Raw genomic sequence first — 20,945 nt, forward strand, 5'->3', positions numbered from 1 at the left:
AAATTAAGAATAAAAAGTTCTAATAAAAAATCATTTTAATCTGAGTAATCTGTGGCAGAATCTAAAAATCTAACATCAGAACTCTAAAATACAAAGTATGTCTAAACAATTCTCAGCATTAGGGATTTCAGCACCGATTATAAAAGCGTTAAACGAATTGAACATTGTTGAGCCAACAGAAATTCAACAAAAAACAATTCCGTTGCTTTTGGCTGAAACTCATGACGTAGTGGGTTTGGCCAAGACGGGAACGGGTAAAACAGCCGCTTTCGGATTACCATTGTTGCAATTGATAGATACACAATCGCCCATTGTACAGGCTGTTATTTTGGTGCCAACACGAGAATTAGGACATCAGATTTTTAGAAATTTAGAAGATTTTGCCAAACACATACCCAACATTTCGATAGCGGCAACTTGTGGAGGAATCCCGATAAAACCTCAAATAGAGCGACTTGCACATCCAACTCATATAGTGGTAGCCACGCCGGGACGTTTGATCGATTTGATTCAGCGTAAAGCAATAGATTTAAAACAAACACAATTTTTAGTGTTAGACGAAGCCGATGAAATGGTTACGATTCTTAAAGAAAGTCTAGACGAAATTGTGGCTGAGCTTCCAAAAAAACACCGTACTTTATTGTTTTCAGCAACTTTGCCAGGAACGATCAAACAACTGATTCAGAATTACTTAAACAAAAATGTTGTTCAGGTAAGTGCCAACATGGAGACAGTTGGTAACCAAGGAATTGATCATGAATACATTGTGGTTGATCCTATAGAAAAATTAGATGTTTTAATGCATTTTCTGAACTCCAGAGACGGAGAACGCGGCATTATTTTTTGCAAAACCAAAGCTGCTGTTAATAAATTGGCTAAAAATCTGGCGATAAACCGTTTTTCTTCGGGAGCAATCCACGGAAGTTTGTCGCAGGGAATTCGTGACCGAATTATGGAACAATTTCGTGAAGGACACATTAATATTTTGGTAGCGACAGATTTAGCTGCCAGAGGAATTGATGTGAAAGAGATTTCTTATGTGGTCAATTATCATTTACCAGACGTTTACGAGACCTATGTGCACAGAAGTGGAAGAACTGCCAGAGCAGGAGCAAAGGGGCTTTCGTTAACAGTTTTACAACAGGAAGAAGTAATAGAAATTCCTGAATTTGAAAAAGCATTAGGTTTAAAATTTACCGAGTTCAAAAAACCTTCGGTAGCAAGTTTAGAAGAGAATAATACGCTTTTATGGGCCAAGCAAATCTTCAAAACCAAACCCAATCACGAACTTTCTGGGGATTTAAAAACAAAGGTAAAAACAGTATTTCATCATCTTACCAAAGACGAATTAATAGAAAAATTATTGGCCAATTATGTTTTGCAAAACAAAGTAGATGTAACTGAAAAACCTGTTAAAAAATTCAAAAAGTAATATTTCAAACTGTTGACTTTGCAAATTTATGTCGTACATTTAGGAGGTATTTTTTTAATAAAACCTACTTAATAAACAACTTATATGAATATAGTCATCATTGGAGGTGGTTTTGCGGGCATCAATTTGGCAAAAGAACTTGTAAATCATCCTCAAATACAGGTTACACTTGTAGATAAAAACAATTACAATTTTTTTCCACCACTTATATACCAGGTTGCTACAGCTTTTTTGGAGCCTTCTAGCATTAGTTATCCTTTTAGGAAATTTTTTGCCGGTAAAAAAAATCTCCAATTTCGTTTAGGAGAATTGCTTTCTGTTGTACCTTCCGAAAGCAAAATCATTCTTAATAATGGCGAATTGGTTTACGATCATCTGGTTTTTGCCACTGGTGCCGAAACCAGTTATTTTGGTATGGAAAATGTAATGAAAAACGCCATTCCGATGAAAACATTGAACGATGCCATCGAAATGCGAAATACATTACTTAAAAACCTCGAAAAAGCGGCCATTACAAAAGATATTCGCAAACGTCGCAAATTATTGACTATTGTTGTGGCTGGAGGAGGTCCGACAGGAGTAGAGGTTTCTGGAATGTTTGCTGAAATGCGAAAAAATATACTTTTAAAAGAATATCCAGAGCTCGAAACTTCTGCGAGCAATGTGTATTTGGTCGATGGAGGAGACGCATTACTCTCGCCAATGAGTAAGGCTTCACAAAAAGATACTTTAGAAGCACTGACAAATCTGGGTGTTGTTGTAAAATTGAACAGCCGAGTGACAGACTATGTTGATGATACCGTGTTTTTTGAAAATGGAGAAACTATTAAAACTAAAAACTTAATTTGGGCTGCTGGTGTTACTGCTAAAATTTTCGAAGGAATTCCAAAAGAAAGTTATGGTCGTGGCAGACGTATGGCAACGGATCCGTATAATAAGGTAAAAGGTTTTGAAAATATTTATGCTATTGGCGACACTGCGATTACTGCCGGAGATAAAAACTTTCCTGATGGGCATCCGCAAGTTGCTCAGGTAGCAATTCAGCAAGGATTAAATTTAGCCAAAAACTTTAAAGCTTTAGTTCAAAATAAACCTCTCAAGCCTTTTGCTTACAATGACAAAGGTTCTATGGCGATTATCGGAAAAAACAAAGCTGTAGTAGATTTACCTAGCCCAAAATGGCATTTTAAAGGATTTTTTGCCTGGATAATCTGGCTGTTTATTCACTTAATATCTTTGATCACGTACAGAAACAGGCTGAAGACCTTTTATAACTGGATGATCGCTTATTTTGCCAGTGATCAGTCACTCAGAATGATTATCAGACCTGATAGAAAACAGTAACAAAAAAGCCAGAATATTTTCTGGCTTTTTTGTTTTGATCATTAATGCGAAATATGAGTTTCTTCATCTGGCGATACATCAACTTTTTGTTTGATAAAACGCTTTCCAATATTGAGAAAAACAAATGCGATAATGGTTGTTACGGTCATAATAGCAACCATTGGTGTTATTGAATCCTTTACAAAAATTCCAACCGCAAAAGAAGCCAAAGCACCTAATCCCAGCTGAATGGCACCCATTAAAGCAGAAGCACTTCCGGCATTTTTGGCAAAAGGAGCCATTGTCAGACCAGCAGTATTGGGGTTTGAAATTCCTAAACACGCCAAAAACAAAAACAGCATACCAATAGTTTCATACAATCCTAATAAATTATTTAAAGAAAGTAACAGAAAAACAATACTCACCACAGATTGTAAAACCAAAGCACCAAAAATCATTTGTTCGCTGGAAAATCTTTTCAATAAAATAGAATTTAACTGACTGGAGCCAATAAAACTAACCGACATAAAGGCAAAAATCCATCCGTATGTTTTGGCATCTACATGGTAAATATCCATAAAAATGGTAGGAGAAGCCGCCACATAAGTAAACAATCCCGAAAAAGCAATCGAACCCGTAAAGGCATACGTATAAAATTGAGGTTCTTTAAGCACCTTTAGAAAGTTGGTAATAATGGGTTTGGGCTTTAGCGAAATTGTAGTATCTGGTTTGTAGCTGTTGGGCAAACCTATCTGCGAAGCCACCAAAATAGCAATTCCCATACACATTAAAATAAAGAAGACTGTGTGCCAGCCATAATCCTCGGTTACATAACCTCCAATTGTGGGTGCCAGCATTGGTGATAGCCCAAGGACAAGCATCAATAATGAAAATACTTTCGGAATGTCTTTTACAGGAAATAAATCTCGAACCATGGCTACTGAAGCCACTGTCGCTGCACAACTGCCAATGGCCTGCATAAAACGTAAAAGTATAAAATAATCAATATTTGTAACATAAATACATCCTAAAGAAGCAAGAATATAAACCATAATACCTACAAACAAAGGCTTTTTTCGTCCGAAACGATCTAATAAAGGACCATAAAGTAATTGTCCGACTGAAATTCCGATGAAATAACTGGACAAACTCATCGAAACTTTGGCGATAGTTGTGTTTAAATCTTTTGCAATACCCGAAAAACCAGGCAAGTACATATCGATAGAAAAAGGTCCAAGGGCTGTTAGAAAGCCTAATATAAGGATGAGTTTAATGTATTTTTTTGTTGTCATTTGCTTCAAAAACTGCTTTTATTTTTTTTGCAAAGGTAAAAATTTACTATCGGATCACGTATAATAATTACTTTTTATGACAAAAGTGGTTATTCTGTAAGTTTTGAGAAATGTTCTGAAACTCATAACAATGACTTGTGTAGTACCTTAGTACCATAATATTCCTCTATAAAAGAGAGTGTTTAAAAACCAATAATAATCTAATAATAAAAATTATGAAAAAGTACATTTTATTTTTTACGCTTATTTGTGCAAGCGTTTCTTTTGCTCAAACGATTACTACTAAAATTGAAGAAGTGAGCGTTAGCCAATACGAGCTGCTAAAAAAAGTAAATGAGTTTTATCCAGACATTACTCTAAACAAAAACATCACAAATTTCTATGCAGATGATAAAATCATTGATTCTCAACAAGAATTTGACTTAAGAGGATCAAGTTTCTCAAAATACAAATTAGGAATTGAGCCAGATAACCAAAAACTTCTTTATCAGTACACTACAAAAGAAGGAGCAACAGTTTACGGTGATATCACGGTTTTTAACGGTAATGTTTTAAGAACTAAATTTGATAAAGCAACAAACGAAATCGAAGTTTCTATGAATGGTAAAGCTGTTTATGTGAAAAAAAATAAGAAAAAATAAATTTCTACTCTTTAGACTTTCAAAGCACCATTTTATGGTGCTTTTTTTTGTTTTTGTGGAGTTTAGTGAATGAATATTTTACTTGCATAATTGGTGTAAAAAAGTTGGATTTGATTATTATTACATTAATATTTAGAACCGAAAAACAGGAAAATATATTTCTAGACAATACTGTAATGATTACATAATAGATAAACCTTTGTATTGAGTTACAAAGGTTTTTTATTGATTAACGATTTATAAAATTCATCTTCATAACTAATAATAAATCCAGTTACTAAAATTCCAAATAATCCTCCAATAAATGAAGTAAAGCCTTTGTAAATTACAATTGTAAAATTGCTTACGTGTATTTCGTTTGGCAAAAGAAAAGCAATAAAAAGGTATAGAAACCCAAACAAAAAATTAATTCCTTTATGTTTTGTCGGAATAAAGACAAATGCTGAAGATGTTATTGTAATTAATCTAATACAGTTACAAAAAAATCTAATAGCTTCAGAATCATTTTTTGGATAAGTATTATCAATATTACCTTCAAAGTATATACCTAATGTTCTAACTGTAAACTCAAGTAACACACAAGCTATAAATGTTACAGGAATAAAAACTATTAGTTTTAAAACATTTTTTACTTTTGAATTAAAGAGAAATTCATATTTTCTAAACGATTCATTTTGTTTCATCTTAGCAGTTCTCGACGAAATAAAACTATAAGCAAAGAAAAAAGCAATAATCCAAATAGGACTATATTCGACAACTTTTGAAATAAACTCTGACATATTTTATTTTTTAATTCTTGACGAAAATACTAATTATTCTGCTTGTTAAAAGGTATATAAAAACTAATAAATAAACCCCAATAAAACGTTTTTTTTTTATGTTCAAAATTTTTCTGCTGTAAGATTTGTATAATTAGAATAAAGTGTATATCATTACAAAACGAAAGTTCTATGATAGAAAGAAATAACAAATCTTTGAAAATCAAAAACATAACGGTTTAAGAGTGTATATATTTTGAACTATAATTTATATTATGTAAAATAGAATATTTTAAAAATTACCTATTACACTATCATTTTACCTAATTATCATTCGATTCTTAAAATTCAAAAAAACAAATTGATCAATTACTCCATTAAAGCCTTTAAAAAAACTATTAACAAATTATAAATATCTAAAAATTAGCATTTTATTAAAATAAATATATTCTGTTTAAGATGCTTTCATTGTAAGGTTTTATTTTATTATTTTTACATTCGATACTTTAAAAAAAATATCAAACGTATGAATACTATTGCTGAGCATATTGCAGATTTTTTAAAAGAATACCCGCCATTTGACAATCTAACTTTTCAAGAATTATCTGAAATTGCTTCTAATATTCATGTACTGAATTTAGAAAAAAACGCTATTTTGTTCCAGATTAATGACGTATTGCACGATAGTTTTTACGTTGTTGCCAGCGGAACGATCAATCTGAGCACCATTGCTGATGCAGAGGAAACAATTCTAAATAAATGTCATGAAGGTGACGTTTTTGGACTTCGCCCGTTTTTTGCCAAGAACAATTATATGATGACGGCAAAAGCACGGGAAGAAAGTATCATTTACGCCATTCCGATAGCTGTTTTTAGACCTTTTGTCGCCAATAATTCTAATGTACTGAATTTTCTGTTAGAAAGTTTCGCTGTAAACTCGCGTCATACAAAAGACACTGTATCGGGCAGCAAACAAATTTCAGACACGGGTTTCTATGTAGACCAACAGACTGAAATGCAATACATTCAGTCACTTTCATACAACAATTCGCCTCTTACAGCTGATCAAAACAGTATTGTAAAAGATGTCGCGCAATTGATGACAAATGCAATGGTCGACAATGTTGTCGTTACCGAAAAAAAGCATCCGATTGGTATTGTTACAGAAGCCGATTTATCGTCAAAAATTGCAACAGGACGCTATCCTATTACCGAGACTATCGATAAAATCATGTCGTCTCCGGTGGTTACCGTTATTGAAAATGTTTCTTTGGCCGAAGCACAATTATTGATGCTAAAACACAATGTTTCGCACTTGTGCGTTACCAAAGATGGCACAAGTAAATCTGTTGTAAAAGGAATTATTTCTGAGCACGATTTAATTGTTGCGCAAGCCAGTAATCCCGGGGTCTTGATCAAAGAAATCAAACGTGCACAACTGGCAAAAGATTTAAAACAAATACGCGATCGTTTGTCAGATTTGATTCAAAATTCAATTCAAAAAAATGTACCGCTATCTCATATTACAAACATTGCTGGAGAGATTAATTTGGCCATCATCAGGCGTGCTGTAGAGCTGTCTATTTTAGATTTGGGCTCCCCTCCTGCTCGTTTTGCATGGTTAAGCACTGGTAGTCAAGGACGTAAAGAACAATTATTGCTTACCGATCAGGATAGTATTTTGATTTTTGAAGATGTGGCTCCAGAAAAATACCGTGATGTAAAAGATTATTTTTTAAGATTGGCCAAAAGAACTTCTTCTATCTTAGAAAAAGTTGGTTACAGTTATTGCCCTAACGGACACATGGGAAGCAATATGTTGTGGTGTAAATCATTGACAGACTGGACAAAACAATACAATAGTTGGATGAATACTCCAGGTGAAAACAGTAATGATTTGAGCAGTATTTTCTTTGATTATGAAATTGTTTTTGGTGAACCTAAAATTGAGGAAGCACTGGAAAATGTTATTTTCAAAAATGCGACCAATAACACTCTTTTCTTTGATTTCTTAGGAAATGATGCATTACGAAAAAATTCGCCTTTGAGTTTCTTCAAAAAGTTAATTTTGGAGGAAGAAGGACCGCATAAAGGAAAATTTGATATAAAAACAAGAGCCTTGATGCCGTTGATCGATTCTGCACGCCTCTTAATTTTGAGTTCAAACATCAAAGGAATTAAAAATACTTATTTAAGATTCAAGCAATTGGCAATAACCGATTCTAAAAATGCTGAAATTTATTTGAGCTGTGCCGAAGCTTTTTTGACCTTGTCTAAATTTAGAACGATCGAAGGATTAAAAAATGATGATTCTGGTGAATATGTTAATATCAAGGAGTTTTCTAAAATTGACAGAGAGAAATTAAAAAATGCTTTGCAGCCTATGAAAGATCTTGAGGAGCTTATTAAGAGCAAATTTCAACTTACACAATTTTCATAAACATGTTAGACTGGCTTAAAAATATAAATAAAGAACATCCGGAATTCTGGAAAAACTACTTAACAAAATTCGATTCAAAACCGAATAGATTTGTTGTACTTTCTACTGAAACTTCTGGTTTAAACCCAGATAAGGATGTTATTTTGTCAGTGGGCGCTTTTGCTATTGTAGAGGATGCCATTATAATCAAAGATAGCTTTGAGAGCGTTTTGCTTCAATATCAATTCCTGCAAGATCATCAGCTCTCGAATGATTTTATTATTGATAGCAAAATGAAGAAACTTACTGAACCAGAAGCAATTGAGTCATTAATTGACTTCATTGGCAATGCTGTATTGGTCGGACATCATATCAATTTTAATATAGAAATGCTCAACGAGGCGCTGGAACGACTAGATTGCGGCAGACTTAGAAACGAAGCACTAGATGTAGACATGATGTACAGAAAGCACAAGGATATCACCGATAAGGAATTTACGCTAGATGATTTATGTGAAATTTATAAAATCCCAAAAAGCGACAGACCTTCTACTTCTGAAAATGCCTATAGAATTGCACTTTTATTCTTAAAATTAAAATCAAGATTGGGAATTAAATAAAATATTAAGATATTCTATGTTAAATCTAAAACCAAAAGACTTTGTATCAACACAAGGTCTTTTTTTATATCTTTGAAAAAATCTATGCAAAAATCTACCTACTATGTATAAAATTCTAGCCCGACTCAACAAAATTCTATTACCTAGTTTTACCAAAAAAGGTTTAGATATTTCGAAAGCAAAAAAATGGCAAATGGCGATCATTGGCTATCGTGCTTATGTTACAAAACGAGCTTTGGGATAAACAATTTTATTATTCCGCAAGATTATTGATAACGCATTCTTTTTTGTCAGGTATTTTGTTGCTTTTATTTTTTTAATATGAAATTTTTTTTCGCTATAACTTTTTCCCTGATTTGTTTATCTGTTTTAGGACAAGGTATCAAAGAGCAATTAAAGTCAATAAATACGATTGATCAGGCCAATGAATTTATTGAAAGCCATTCAGAACTTCAAAGTGAAATCTGGAAAGTTAATCCCGAAATTGAAACGAATTTAGCGTATAAAATTTTTAACAAGAAGAAACCAGGTGATGTTTTCTCGGATCAAAATGGTCTTTATAAAGTTATTAATTCGAAAAAAACCAATGCCTTCAGGGTAAGTTATATTTTTTTGGATGGAAATAAAATTTCGATACAATCGATAAATGATTTGCGAAATACTATTTTGAAAAAATACAAAAACGGAATTTCTTTTACTGATCTGGCCAATGAATACAACATGGACAGCAATAAAAACGGTGATTTAGGCTGGTTTGCGGAAGGCATGATGGTAAAAGAATTTGAAGCAGCCGTAAAAAATCACCTCCAAAATGATATTTTTACTGTTGATCTGAATCAGCAAAAATGGTATTATGTTGTCTATAAAACATTCACTGACAGAAAAGTAGATGAATTGACTATTTTAAAAATTAGAAGCTAAATTTGAACATGAAAAATAAAGAATTTAATATTCCTCCTGTACCGGCAGTTCTTTTAGCTATCATTAGTGTTCAAAGTGGCGCAGCAATTGCCAAAACTCTTTTTCCTGCAATTGGAGCGGCGGGCACGGCATCTATTCGAATCGGAATTTCGGCTCTAATTTTATTGTTGGCGTATCGACCGAATTTATTTCAAATTACACCCAAACAATGGCGAATAGTCATTCCGTACGGACTGTCTTTGGGAGCCATGAACTTGATTTTTTATCTCGCTATAGAAAGAATTCCAATTGGGCTCGCTGTTACACTTGAATTTATCGGGCCTTTGTTAGTTGCTATAATTGGTTCTAAACGCCTGGTTGATTATTGTTGGGTAGTACTGGCTGCAGCAGGAATCGCCTTGATTGCTCCGTGGACCAATACCCGAATTGATTCTTTGGGTGTTTTATTTGCGCTTGTTGCGGGAGCGCTTTGGGCTGCTTATATTGTTTTGGGAGGGAAAATTTCTAAAATAATGAACGGTGGTCAGGCCGTTTCTACAGGAATGCTTTTTGCTGCAATTCTTATTCTCCCTTTTGGTTTTTACGAGAACGGATTTGCGAATCTCACTCCAAAATTCTTTGGTATGGGTGTCGCACTTGCACTTTTATCAAGTGCTATTCCGTTTACATTAGAAATGAAAGCTTTAGGCCAACTTCCTCCACGTACTTTTAGTATCTTAATGAGTTTAGAACCTGCAGCAGCAGCCATTTGCGCCTTTATATTTTTACAAGAAAATCTAACTTTTTACGAAATTTTGGCAGTAATTTGTGTTGTAATAGCTTCTGCCGGATCAACTTTGACGGCCAAGAAATAAATTTACAAAATTCTAAATACTTAAAAATTCCAAACTCCAACTTTTTAAAAATTGGAATTTGGAATTTAGGTTTTAAATTTTAAAAGAGTATTACATTTTTGGCAATAATACTGTATCAACTACATGAATTACACCATTTGATTGGTTAACATCTGCAATTGTTACTTTAGATTTGTTTCCACCTTCATCTGTGATGTATAAATCTTTTCCTTGCATCCAGGCAGTCAAAGTACCACCACTAACTGTTGTAAAAGTTGCTTTTCCGTTACCGGCTTTTATTGCTTTTGCAATATCAGAGGCATTCATTTTTCCTGCAACAACATGATAGGTTAACACCGTTTGTAATGTTTTAAGATTTTCAGGTTTCAATAATGTATCTACTGTTCCTGCAGGCAATTTATCAAACGCGGCATTTGTTGGGGCAAAAACGGTAAATGGTCCTTTACTTTGTAATGTTTCTACTAATCCAGCAGCTTTTACAGCGGCTACCAATGTAGTGTGATCTTTTGAGTTAACTGCGTTTTCTACAATATTTTTATTTGGATACATGGCTGCTCCACCAACCATTACTGTTTTTTGAGCAAATGATGTAAATCCAAATCCTAATGCTAATACTGCTACGGCTAAAAAATTTCTAGTTTTCATAATTAATGTTTTAAGTTATAAGCTCATTTACGGCGTAAGATTCGTTTTGGTTTTATAAAAAAATTAAAAAAGAGATCCCTTTATTAAAACATTATAAAAAAACACTGTAAAACAAGGCTTTACTGATTAAAATTATTTTTAAAAATTTTTCGATTCCGTGCCTTTTTGGTATTCTTTTTTTCGATAACTTTAATAAAAATTAGCTCAATATGCAAAATCTACCAAAAAAAGTAAGAAGTAAAAAGTTAAATACACGAGTTGATTTGACCGCAATGGTGAGTGTTTCTTTTTTATTGATCATCTTTTTTATGGTGACAATTGAATTGGCAAAACCAAAAGGTATTGATTTAAGTTTACCTGATAATGGTTTGACTTGTGGTCGTTATGGACGTGGTTGTGGTGAAGACCGAACAATAACAATACTGCTGGGTGAAAATAATAAATTAGTATCTTATATGGGAATTTTAGCAAGCCCTATAGCTCCAGCTAGAGAAATAGAATATGGTAAAAATGGAATACGTAAAGAACTTTTAAGGAGAAATAAAAGCGAATTTGAATATTCAAGTTATAAAGGACGATCAGGAAGAGGCGCGATTGTAATCATAAAACCAAGTAAAAAATGCAACTTTAAAAATTTGGTTGACATTTTGGATGAAATGGCAATTGCAAAAATTGAGACCTACGCAATTGTAAACGACTTCACTCCTGAAGAATCAAAATTATTGGCTTTGAAATAAAATATCGCAGAGATTCTTCGTCTTTCTCAAAATGGTAAGATTCTGAAAAAATGAATTTTTTTACTGAAAACCACTGCCCTAGCCCTGATAGAAGGGAAAATCCTTTTGTACCGCTCCTTTAGCGGGGCAAAAGATTGGAATGATAGCAGGAATAGCTTCTGAAAATTCTAATATTACTACTCTAACAAAAGTAAGAGAGCTGCGGCGCGTCTCTACAAAAAGCGCAAAAAGGTTCTCGATTACAAACTTGAAACCTGAAACAAAGAAAACTTAAAACAAACAAAATTCTGAAACAAAAGCAAAAAAAAAGTCCCACATCACTGTGGGACTTTCTATTTATAAAAATCTAAGAATTATTTTTTCTCAGTTTTTTCCATTTTAGCTTTCAATGCAGCTAATACATCATTGTTATCTCCTAAAGTTGCAGCTGGTGCATTTGTAGAAGAGTTAGATGAAGTATTTTCAGTTGCAGCTTTCACATTTTTCTCTTCTTCTTCACGGAAAATAGCAGTGTGAGAAGCAACTACTCTTTTGAATTCTTTGTTGAATTCGATTACTTTGAAATCAGCAGAATCTCCTTTTTTCAATTTCTTTCCGTCTTCTTTTTCAAGGTGACGAGTAGGAATGAAAGCAACGATATCATCTCCGAATTCTACAGTAGCTCCTTTGTCAACGATTTCAGAAATTTCACCATTGTGGATAGTTCCTACAGCGAAAGAATCTTCGTATTGATCCCAAGGATTAGCAGTAGTTTGTTTGTGACCTAAAGATAATTTACGTCCGTCAACATCTAATTCTAATACTACTACATCAAGTTTCTCACCAACATTTACAAATTCAGATGGGTGTTTGATTTTCTTAGTCCAAGACAAGTCAGAGATGTAAATTAATCCATCGATTCCTTCTTCTAATTCTACGAAAATACCAAAGTTTGTAAAGTTTCTAACAATACCTGTATGTTTAGAACCTACTGGGTATTTAGAAGTAATATCAGTCCAAGGATCTTGCGATAATTGTTTGATACCTAATGACATTTTACGGTCATCTCTATCTAATGTTAAGATAACAGCTTCAACAACATCACCTACTTTTACGAAATCTTGAGCAGAACGTAAATGAGTAGACCAAGACATTTCAGAAACGTGGATTAAACCTTCAACACCTTCAGCAACTTCGATAAATGCACCGTAATCAGCGATTACAACTACTTTACCTTTTACTTTATCACCAATAGTTAAATTAGCATCTAAAGCATCCCATGGGTGAGCGTTTAATTGTTTCAATCCTAATTGAATTCTTGTTTTCTCATCATCGAAATCAAGGATTACAACGTTTAATTTTTGGTCTAATTCAAGAACTTCACTTGGGTGGTTAATACGGCTCCAAGAAAGGTCTGTAATGTGAATCAATCCATCAACACCACCTAAGTCAATAAACACACCATAAGAAGTAATGTTTTTAACAACACCTTCTAATACTTGTCCTTTTTGTAATTGACCGATGATTTCTTTTTTCTGTACTTCGATATCCGCTTCGATAAGCGCTTTATGAGATACAACAACGTTTTTGAATTCGTGGTTAATTTTTACCACTTTGAATTCCATCATTTTGTTTACATATACATCGTAGTCTCTAATTGGCTTAACATCAATTTGAGATCCTGGTAAGAAAGCTTCAATTCCAAAAACATCAACGATCATACCACCTTTAGTTCTGCATTTTACAAAACCATTAACGATTTCTCCTGTTTCGTTTGCAGAAATAACTCTATCCCAAGATTTAATAGTACGTGCTTTTCTGTGAGATAATACCAATTGACCTGTTTTGTCCTCACGGATGTCAATTAATACTTCTACTTTGTCACCTACTTTTAAAGCTGGGTTGTAACGGAATTCGTTTAAAGAAATAACACCTTCAGATTTAGCATTGATATCAACGATAACGTCTCTATCTGTAATTCTAACAACAACTCCTTCAACTACTTCTTCTTGATCTGTAGCGATAAAAGTTTTTGATACTAAGTCTTCAAACTCTTGTAAGTTTTTCTCATCTACTGCATCAATACCTTCTTCGAAATTGTGCCAGTTAAAATTTGCTAAAAACTCTTCTTGTGATTTTAATTGTTCAGACATGCTGATAAAAAATTTGTATTCTGTTTTCCTCGAGTTTCATAAAGCAGTAGAAAAAACAGAAGTTGTTTTACATAAATAGTTGATTCCTAATGGAAACTCTTCTTTGCCAAAAGGATTGCAAAATTAATACATTTATTTGTACCTGCAAAATAAATAACCGATGATTATCAGTCAATTGCTCAGAAGCAGCACTTTTATCGCTTTTCAAGACCAAAAGTCCCGCTTTCGCCCCTATCTTTTATGGCAAACACTGCCATAAAAGGATATTGGGCTCTATCGGGGCTAGATTAGAGGTGAAGGACTTTTTTAGAACTCTCCCAAAAAACTAAATTTCAAATTAGAAATCTTTACTTATTTTTGTTTAATGACTCTTGACCAAATAAAGCAAAAAATAGCAACACTCCATCAAAACGGGCAAGTAATAAACGCCGTATTTTGGCTGCTAAAAAAATACAATCTCAAAAATGCCAATCTAAAGGGATTCGAATTCAGAGAAAAAGCCAAACCCTACTTTATCCTCATGACCACCGAAGGCGACTTCGGGAAACCACAAATCATCCGAATTCCAGAAAACACCTTCGAATTTCCGTTAGAATTAATGCTAATTTTAATCGTGCACGAAATGGTACATGTCAATCAAAAAACGATAAAACCCTATGTTTTAGACAAAAATGAACGGGAATGGCAGGCCTATTACGAAATGAATTTTAATATTTTATTTCCGCAAATTCCCGAAATCTCGACTTTTCATAAAAAGTTTTTCGCTCAAAAAGGTCTGGAATATTACCAACGCATGGGCGAAGGTTCTGAGCTGCAGCAAAAATACGCCAGACAAAAAAAGCAAGTCGAAGATATGATCGCATCTTTACAATAACCCTTTTTCTCTTTACAGGCTAAGATGAGAACTCTAAAATATTAGTTATCAAAGACATTAATAATAGGGCAAACAAAATAATAGTGATTTTTCTTTTTTTTACACAATGTTTATCGTAATATTACAATATAGATATAAACAAAAAATGGGAGCTACCAAAACAGATCACTTTACAGACAGGCAAAACCAAATTGCAATTATCGCAAAAGCATTGGGACATCCCGCCAGAATTGCCATAATCGACTATTTGCTCAAAGTAAATTCGTGTATTTGTGGCGATATCGTAAACGAATTACCACTTGCACAACCTACTATTTCACAACACTTAAAAGAGCTAAAAAATGCAGGCTTGATAAAAGGAAGTATAGAAGGAAACTCAATTTGCTATTGTATTGACGAAAAAACTTTTGATATCCTAAAAGACTATTTTTCAAAAATCATCACAACAGTTACCAATCAAAAATGTTGCTAAAGAGCATTTTTTTGCTTTTTAGCATCGCAATATTGCAATAAACAATCAATATAAAATATTATGAAACTATCAGAAATTAAAAAAACATTAGAAACAGTTGAAACTGTAAATTTTCAGTTACCAAACGGAAACTTTGTTCCGGAACATTTTCACGTCACTGAAGTCGGCCTGATCACCAAAAGCTTTATTGATTGTGGCGGAACGGTACGCAAAGAAACCGTTGTCAACTTTCAGCTTTGGGACGCCAATGATTTTGATCACCGCTTAAAACCCAATAAATTACTTAACATTATTGAACTTTCGGAAAAAGTTTTAGGAATTGAAGATTTTGAAATTGAAGTAGAATATCAGGACACGACAATTGGCAAATATGATTTAGGTTTTAATGGTAAAGATTTTATGCTTTTAAACAAACAAACGGCTTGTCTGGCGCAAGACCAATGCGGAATCCCTTCTGAAAAGCCAAAACTAAAACTTACACAATTAAATGCAGACAGCGCCAATTCCTGCACTCCCGGCGGAGGTTGCTGCTAATATTTAACTTATCGAAAACCAATAAACCTATGTATTAACAATTTATATAAGATGTCAAGTCAAAACCAATTATTCCCGGAAATTCAAACTATAGTTCAATCTTTTAATTTTGAAGGAATAAGTCCGGAACGTAAAAACATTCTGCAACCGCTGGCAGATTTTATTCAGCAAAAAGTAGATACACAAAGCGAAATCAGGCTAAATTTAATTTGCACACACAATTCCAGACGCAGCCATTTGTCTCAGGTTTGGGCGCAAACAGCGGCTTATTTTTACGGCATTTCAAACGTATTTTGCTATTCTGGCGGTACAGAAGCTACTGCCCTATTCCCAAAAGTAGCTAAAACTTTGGAGAAATCAGGCTTTAAAATTCAGAAATTATCTCAAGAAAACAATCCTGTTTACGCAATAAAATTTGCAGAGAATCAAGCTCCTGTAATCGGTTTTTCTAAAACCTATGATGCTGATTTTAACCCCGAAAATGGTTTTGCAGCGATCATGACCTGCTCGCAAGCTGATGGCGGATGCCCTTTTATTGCGGGTGCCGAAAAACGTATTCCCATTACTTTTGAAGATCCAAAAGCATTTGATGGTACGCCACAACAAGCCGCGAAATATGAGGAAAGAAGCCTTCAGATTGCAAACGAAATGTTTTATGTTTTTTCTCTAATAAAAAAATAATATGGCTATCAATCATTGTACTCCCGCAGTCGCGAGAAAAAAACTGGGTTTTTTAGACCGATTTTTAACCCTTTGGATTTTCTTAGCCATGCTTATTGGCGTTGCGATTGGTTATTTTATTCCGTCAAGCGGAAATTTTATCAACGCTTTTTCGAGCGGAACTACTAATATTCCGCTCGCAATTGGACTTATTTTGATGATGTACCCTCCTTTGGCAAAAGTGAAATACGAGAAGATGGGCGACGTTTTTAAAAACACAAAAGTATTAGGCGCTTCTTTGTTTTTGAACTGGATTGTAGGCCCCATTTTGATGTTTATTTTGGCGCTTTTATTCTTAAAAGGATATCCTGAATATATGATTGGTTTGATCTTAATTGGATTAGCGCGGTGTATTGCTATGGTCGTAGTTTGGAATGATCTTGCAGATGGAAACAGGGAATATGCGGCTGGTTTAATCGCTTTAAACAGTATTTTTCAGGTCTTGCTTTACAGCGTTTATGCGTACATTTTTATCACCGTTTTGCCTCCTTATTTTGGTTACACCGGATTTAATGTTACCATTAGCATCGGGCAAATTGCAGAAAGTGTTGGTATTTATTTAGGAATTCCGTTTGCGCTGGGTATCCTCAGTCGATATGCTTTGATAAAATGGAAAGGTGAAACCTGGTTTCAAGACAAATATGTACCGTTTATTTCTCCTATTACACTGATTTCGCTACTATTTACAATTGTAGTGATGTTTAGCCTAAAAGGTGAATTGATCGTTAAGATTCCGATGGATGTTATTCGGATTGCGATTCCGTTATTGATTTATTTTGTACTGATGTTCATCGCTAGTTTTTTTATCGGAAAGTATTTTGGTGCAGATTATTCTAAAAGTACTGCGATCGCTTTTACGGCTACGGGAAATAATTTTGAGCTCGCCATTGCCGTTGCTATTGGTGTCTTTGGTATTAACAGCGGGCAAGCTTTTGCAGGCGTAATTGGCCCTTTGGTCGAAGTTCCTGCTTTGATTGCTTTGGTAAATGTGGCTTTTTGGTTTAGGAAAAAATTTTTTTTAAGGCACTAAGCTGCTTCGTGACTGAGATGCTGAGTTTTTTTGAAATATTTCTAATAAAAACAACTGCCCTAGCCCTGATGGGAAGGAAAATCCTTTTGCTTTTTTCTTTAAAAAGCAAAAGATTTGGAAGGACAGCAGGAATAGCTTCTTATTAAAATTTAAATAAAAAAAAGGTTCAAATTGAACCTTTTTTTTTGTGAATTAATATAACGAATTTACTGTTTTATTTTTTATAATATTTACGATAAGCAGGGTATGTGATTGCAGCAATAACACCAATTGCGCCCATAGAATACCAAATCCAACTGAGAGAATGCGCTTCTCCGCTTGCATACGAGTGCAACCCAACCAAGTGAAAATTGACTCCGTAGTAGGTAAACAAAATTGATATAAACGCAAACATACTCATCACATTAAAAAACCAAGCACTACGAAGCGACGGTACAAAACGCGCATGAATTACGAAGGCGTAAACCATAATCGATATTAATGCCCAAGTTTCTTTCGGGTCCCATCCCCAGTAGCGTCCCCAGCTTTCGTTGGCCCATTGACCTCCTAAAAAGTTACCAATTGTAAGCATGATCAAACCAATTGTCAAAGCCATTTCGTTGATATAGGTAATTTCTTTGATGTTCAGGCTCATTTTTTCTTTATTCTTTTCGTTGGTGAAGAAAATCAATATCAACGCCACAAAACCAAGAATCATTCCAAGTGCTGTAGGTCCGTAACTCGCTACGATTACCGCTACGTGTATCATCAACCAATACGAATTAAGTACTGGCTGTAAATTTGATATTTCAGGATCAATCCAATTTAAATTTGAAGACATAAAAATCATTGCCGTAACAAAAGCTGCTGAAGCTACAGTAAGTTTTGATTTTCGGTCAAAAGCTAATCCAAAGAACATCGTAGACCATGCAACGTATACAATCGCCTCGTATGCATTACTCCAAGGTGCATGGCCAGAAATATACCAGCGTGCGATTAAAGCTAGTGTATGAACTCCAAATATTAATCCGATTAAAATATGAAAACCATTTACTGTAACGCGTAAAAACTTTTTATCGAAAAAAGTACTGAAAAGTGTAAAAATCAGCATAAATATTCCGGTAAGCGAATACCAATAAACCATTTTTGGTAAAATATTGTATTTGTTAGAGGCTATTTCAAGATCGATTTTTCTTTCGCTCGGACGAACTTTGCTTCCAAATTTCTTCTGAAAACCATTGATACTTTCTACTAACTGATCTGCAGTTTTAAAATCTTTGGTGATAGCGCCATTATTTAAAGCACTAAAATACAACGGGATAATTTGCTTGGTATAAGTAGCATCCATTCCTTTTAAACCAGCATGTTCCAGCTCTAAATACGAGACCCATTTGTTGTTGGGATCATTCGGAATTGGGAAAATTTTAAGGATGCTTCCGCTCAAAGCAGATTCCATTAAGTTGACTTTTTTATCAGTTTCGATAAAATCTTTCTCAAACTGATTTGGATTTGCTGCTTTGTAAGCAGCATCCAGATAAGGTGATAATTTATAATTTCCGTTAGCGTCAAAAAACTTCACAAAAGGGGCTTTTTTCGCGTCTTTCTCCACCCCGATAATTTTTCTAATACTATCATTTCCAGCTCTTAAATGAATAATAGGAACCTGTATCCAAACCTGAGCATATTGCGTCATGGACAAAAATACCTGATCAGAATTCATTCCGTTATATGTATCATTATGACTTACTTTTCGAAGTAATTCTGATGAAAAAGTATTAATTGGCTTCATTCTTCCACCCGCATCCTGAATAATCAAACGACCAAATTTTGCAGCATGAGCCTCAGGTGCCTTGTAAATATTCAATAGCGAATCGATTTGCTTTTCGCTAGGTGGAGCTGTTACGTGATTAGCATGATCATTCGGGTCTTCATTATTTTGATGTTTATGTACATGAGGCGCCTGTGCAAAACCTGCAAAACTTAGCATTAGAACCAAAATAGTAATAAGTTTCTCTTTTTTCTTTTTTACTACGTCTAATTTGCGTTTTAGATCTGTAAAACGAGAATTTTTGGTGAACATAATGGCCATCATACCAAAATATAGCATAAAATAGCCTAAATACGTTATAGAAGTTCCCCAAAAATCATGGTTGACAGACAACACAGTTCCTTTTTCGTCTGGATCAAATGAAGATTGAAAAAAGCGGAATCCCTCATGATCCAAGACATGATTCATGTAGATATCTGCATCAAAAGTAGTGGCAGAATCCTGAACGGTTACTTTACTTTCAAAAGCAGAATAACTTTTTTCGGTTCCCGGATATTTAGTAGCAATAAAATCGTTTAGTTTTATTTTGAAAGGTAAAACATAAGCTTTACTTCCGTAGAATAAAGTATAATCGATGTTGCCAATTTTTACCGATTTTGGTTCCCCTAACCTGCCTTTTGACCCCATAAGTGTTATTTCTTTTTCCTGACCCTCTGCTTTTACTTTTACCACCAAAACATCGTTATGCGCTTTTGCTTTAAAATCATTATTTGATTCGTAGGCAATAGTTCCTCTCACCGCAGGATCTGGAAATACAATACGGATATCGCCAATACTGTACAACGAACGCATCATCAAAGGCTGAATATTTTCTTTGGTTACTGTTCCTTGTAATTTGTCGGCCATTCGCATAAAAGTACCTTCAAATGGTGTTTGAATTGTATATTTTTCTCCCGTAGTATTAATGTTTATAGCACCTGCCGTTGATTTATTCAAAGCAAATAAAACATTATGAATATTCTGAACTTCTCCTTCTTTCAAGAAATGCTCTTCACGCCCGCCTTCACCTGCTTCTACTAATTTTAAATATAAAGTTCCTTTTGCATCGGGTTTTACCATTTCTTTGGCCCCCAGAATATAATTAGAATAAGTCACTTCAAAAGGAGTTTGGTCAAACTTACCTGAAACCGTAAAATCATTGTTGGTTACTGGAGATAATAAAAGACTTTTTTCGAAAACTCTGCGCTTCATTTCGCCTTTGTATTCGCCATCAGCAAAAATCGTTAGATACGTTTTTTCAGAAAGAACCTGATTTTCGGCAGCGCCTTCTCGAATGGGCATTACACCTTCATAACTAATGTATCGCGTAACAAAAGCTCCTAAAAGAATAAAAATAAAAGCAATATGCAACAATAAGGTGGCCCATTTTTCTTTTTTAAGTAATTGATAACGTTTAATATTTCCTATGAAATTAATCATGAAAAAGACCATTATTGCTTCAAACCACCAAGAATTGTAAACTAAAATGCGGGCAGTATCTGTATTGTACTTGCTTTCTATAAAAGTTCCGACACCCATCGCGATTGCAAATACTAAAAAAAGAGTGGCCATTAAACGTGTAGAAAACAAAAAAGAGAATATTTTTTTATCCATTTTTAACGAATTACATTGTATAAAAGTGCCACAAAAGTACTCAAAATTGTTGAGTTCTAATATTTGGCATTTGTTAATTAAAACCAAAAAAAACTGCCATTTTGATCAAATTTACCTCAATCATAAGTTTAGGTTTACAAA

General features: G+C 34.0%; 19 protein-coding genes. 14 read left to right on the forward strand and 5 right to left on the reverse strand.

Translation table 11 applies throughout. The annotated features are described in order from the left end of the window. Window positions 1–97 precede the first annotated feature (97 nt). Entirely contained in the window at window positions 98–1,432 is a 1,335-nt protein-coding gene (locus tag J3495_RS03500; protein WP_210665187.1) for a DEAD/DEAH box helicase, read from the forward strand. Window positions 1,433–1,516: 84 nt separating this feature from the next. Continuing rightward, entirely contained in the window at window positions 1,517–2,776 is a 1,260-nt protein-coding gene (locus J3495_RS03505) for an NAD(P)/FAD-dependent oxidoreductase (protein WP_210665188.1), read from the forward strand. 41 nt (window positions 2,777–2,817) lie between these two features. Here the strand turns inward: J3495_RS03505 and J3495_RS03510 are convergent, their stop codons facing one another. Then, on the reverse strand, window positions 2,818–4,047 hold the full coding sequence (locus tag J3495_RS03510) for a multidrug effflux MFS transporter (protein WP_210665189.1): 1,230 nt from the start codon (window positions 4,045–4,047) through the stop codon (window positions 2,818–2,820). Window positions 4,048–4,262: 215 nt separating this feature from the next. On the opposite strand from J3495_RS03510, the gene J3495_RS03515 reads away from it, so the two are divergent. After that, window positions 4,263–4,688, forward strand: coding sequence for a hypothetical protein (locus J3495_RS03515; RefSeq protein ID WP_210665190.1), 426 nt, complete (start codon window positions 4,263–4,265; stop codon window positions 4,686–4,688). Between the two features lie 209 nt (window positions 4,689–4,897). On the opposite strand, the gene J3495_RS03520 is transcribed toward J3495_RS03515, so the two are convergent. Further along, a complete protein-coding gene (locus J3495_RS03520) occupies window positions 4,898–5,467 on the reverse strand; it encodes a hypothetical protein (RefSeq protein WP_210665191.1) in 570 nt (189 codons plus the stop codon). A 505-nt stretch (window positions 5,468–5,972) separates the two neighbouring features. On the opposite strand from J3495_RS03520, the gene J3495_RS03525 reads away from it, so the two are divergent. The 5 genes from J3495_RS03525 (at window position 5,973) to J3495_RS03545 (ending at window position 10,260) form a co-directional block, all read left to right on the forward strand. Further along, window positions 5,973–7,886, forward strand: a complete 1,914-nt coding sequence (locus tag J3495_RS03525; RefSeq protein WP_210665192.1) for a DUF294 nucleotidyltransferase-like domain-containing protein — start codon at window positions 5,973–5,975, stop codon at window positions 7,884–7,886. Between the two features lie 2 nt (window positions 7,887–7,888). Then, complete coding sequence (locus tag J3495_RS03530) at window positions 7,889–8,485, forward strand: 3'-5' exonuclease (RefSeq protein WP_210665193.1); 597 nt, start codon at window positions 7,889–7,891, stop codon at window positions 8,483–8,485. A gap of 103 nt (window positions 8,486–8,588) precedes the next feature. Then, the gene (locus tag J3495_RS03535) at window positions 8,589–8,729 is read left to right on the forward strand and encodes an SsrA-binding protein (protein WP_210665194.1); all 141 of its coding nucleotides are present in this window, start codon (window positions 8,589–8,591) and stop codon (window positions 8,727–8,729) included. Between the two features lie 77 nt (window positions 8,730–8,806). Then, window positions 8,807–9,406 (forward strand): peptidylprolyl isomerase, encoded by a 600-nt coding sequence (locus J3495_RS03540; protein ID WP_210665195.1) that lies wholly within the window; start codon window positions 8,807–8,809, stop codon window positions 9,404–9,406. Between the two features lie 8 nt (window positions 9,407–9,414). Further along, window positions 9,415–10,260, forward strand: a complete 846-nt coding sequence (locus J3495_RS03545) for an EamA family transporter (RefSeq protein WP_210665196.1) — start codon at window positions 9,415–9,417, stop codon at window positions 10,258–10,260. Window positions 10,261–10,350: 90 nt separating this feature from the next. Here the strand turns inward: J3495_RS03545 and J3495_RS03550 are convergent, their stop codons facing one another. Next, entirely contained in the window at window positions 10,351–10,905 is a 555-nt protein-coding gene (locus J3495_RS03550; RefSeq protein ID WP_210665197.1) for a fasciclin domain-containing protein, read from the reverse strand. Window positions 10,906–11,114: 209 nt separating this feature from the next. Here J3495_RS03550 and J3495_RS03555 point away from each other — a divergent pair, with 209 nt between their 5' ends. Then, on the forward strand, window positions 11,115–11,642 hold the full coding sequence (locus J3495_RS03555) for an ExbD/TolR family protein (protein ID WP_210665198.1): 528 nt from the start codon (window positions 11,115–11,117) through the stop codon (window positions 11,640–11,642). 353 nt (window positions 11,643–11,995) lie between these two features. Here J3495_RS03555 and rpsA read toward each other — a convergent pair whose 3' ends face one another. Beyond that, a complete protein-coding gene (gene rpsA / locus J3495_RS03560) occupies window positions 11,996–13,774 on the reverse strand; it encodes a 30S ribosomal protein S1 (RefSeq protein ID WP_210665199.1) in 1,779 nt (592 codons plus the stop codon). 364 nt (window positions 13,775–14,138) lie between these two features. On the opposite strand from rpsA, the gene J3495_RS03565 reads away from it, so the two are divergent. The 5 genes from J3495_RS03565 (at window position 14,139) to arsB (ending at window position 17,404) form a co-directional block, all read left to right on the forward strand. Further along, window positions 14,139–14,648: a hypothetical protein gene (locus tag J3495_RS03565; RefSeq protein WP_210665200.1), complete on the forward strand. Its 510-nt coding sequence runs from the start codon at window positions 14,139–14,141 to the stop codon at window positions 14,646–14,648. A gap of 145 nt (window positions 14,649–14,793) precedes the next feature. Beyond that, window positions 14,794–15,120, forward strand: a complete 327-nt coding sequence (locus J3495_RS03570) for an ArsR/SmtB family transcription factor (RefSeq protein ID WP_210665201.1) — start codon at window positions 14,794–14,796, stop codon at window positions 15,118–15,120. A 60-nt stretch (window positions 15,121–15,180) separates the two neighbouring features. Further along, window positions 15,181–15,654, forward strand: coding sequence for a DUF6428 family protein (locus tag J3495_RS03575; protein WP_210665202.1), 474 nt, complete (start codon window positions 15,181–15,183; stop codon window positions 15,652–15,654). Window positions 15,655–15,705: 51 nt separating this feature from the next. Then, the gene (locus J3495_RS03580) at window positions 15,706–16,335 is read left to right on the forward strand and encodes a low molecular weight phosphatase family protein (RefSeq protein ID WP_210665203.1); all 630 of its coding nucleotides are present in this window, start codon (window positions 15,706–15,708) and stop codon (window positions 16,333–16,335) included. Window position 16,336: 1 nt separating this feature from the next. Then, window positions 16,337–17,404, forward strand: a complete 1,068-nt coding sequence (gene arsB / locus J3495_RS03585) for an ACR3 family arsenite efflux transporter (RefSeq protein ID WP_210665204.1) — start codon at window positions 16,337–16,339, stop codon at window positions 17,402–17,404. Window positions 17,405–17,618: 214 nt separating this feature from the next. On the opposite strand, the gene ccsA is transcribed toward arsB, so the two are convergent. Continuing rightward, window positions 17,619–20,804, reverse strand: a complete 3,186-nt coding sequence (ccsA, locus tag J3495_RS03590; RefSeq protein ID WP_210665205.1) for a cytochrome c biogenesis protein CcsA — start codon at window positions 20,802–20,804, stop codon at window positions 17,619–17,621. Between the last annotated feature and the right edge of the window lie 141 nt (window positions 20,805–20,945).

The sequence above is a fragment of the Flavobacterium geliluteum genome (assembly GCF_017948595.1).
Taxonomy (GTDB): domain Bacteria; phylum Bacteroidota; class Bacteroidia; order Flavobacteriales; family Flavobacteriaceae; genus Flavobacterium; species Flavobacterium flavipigmentatum.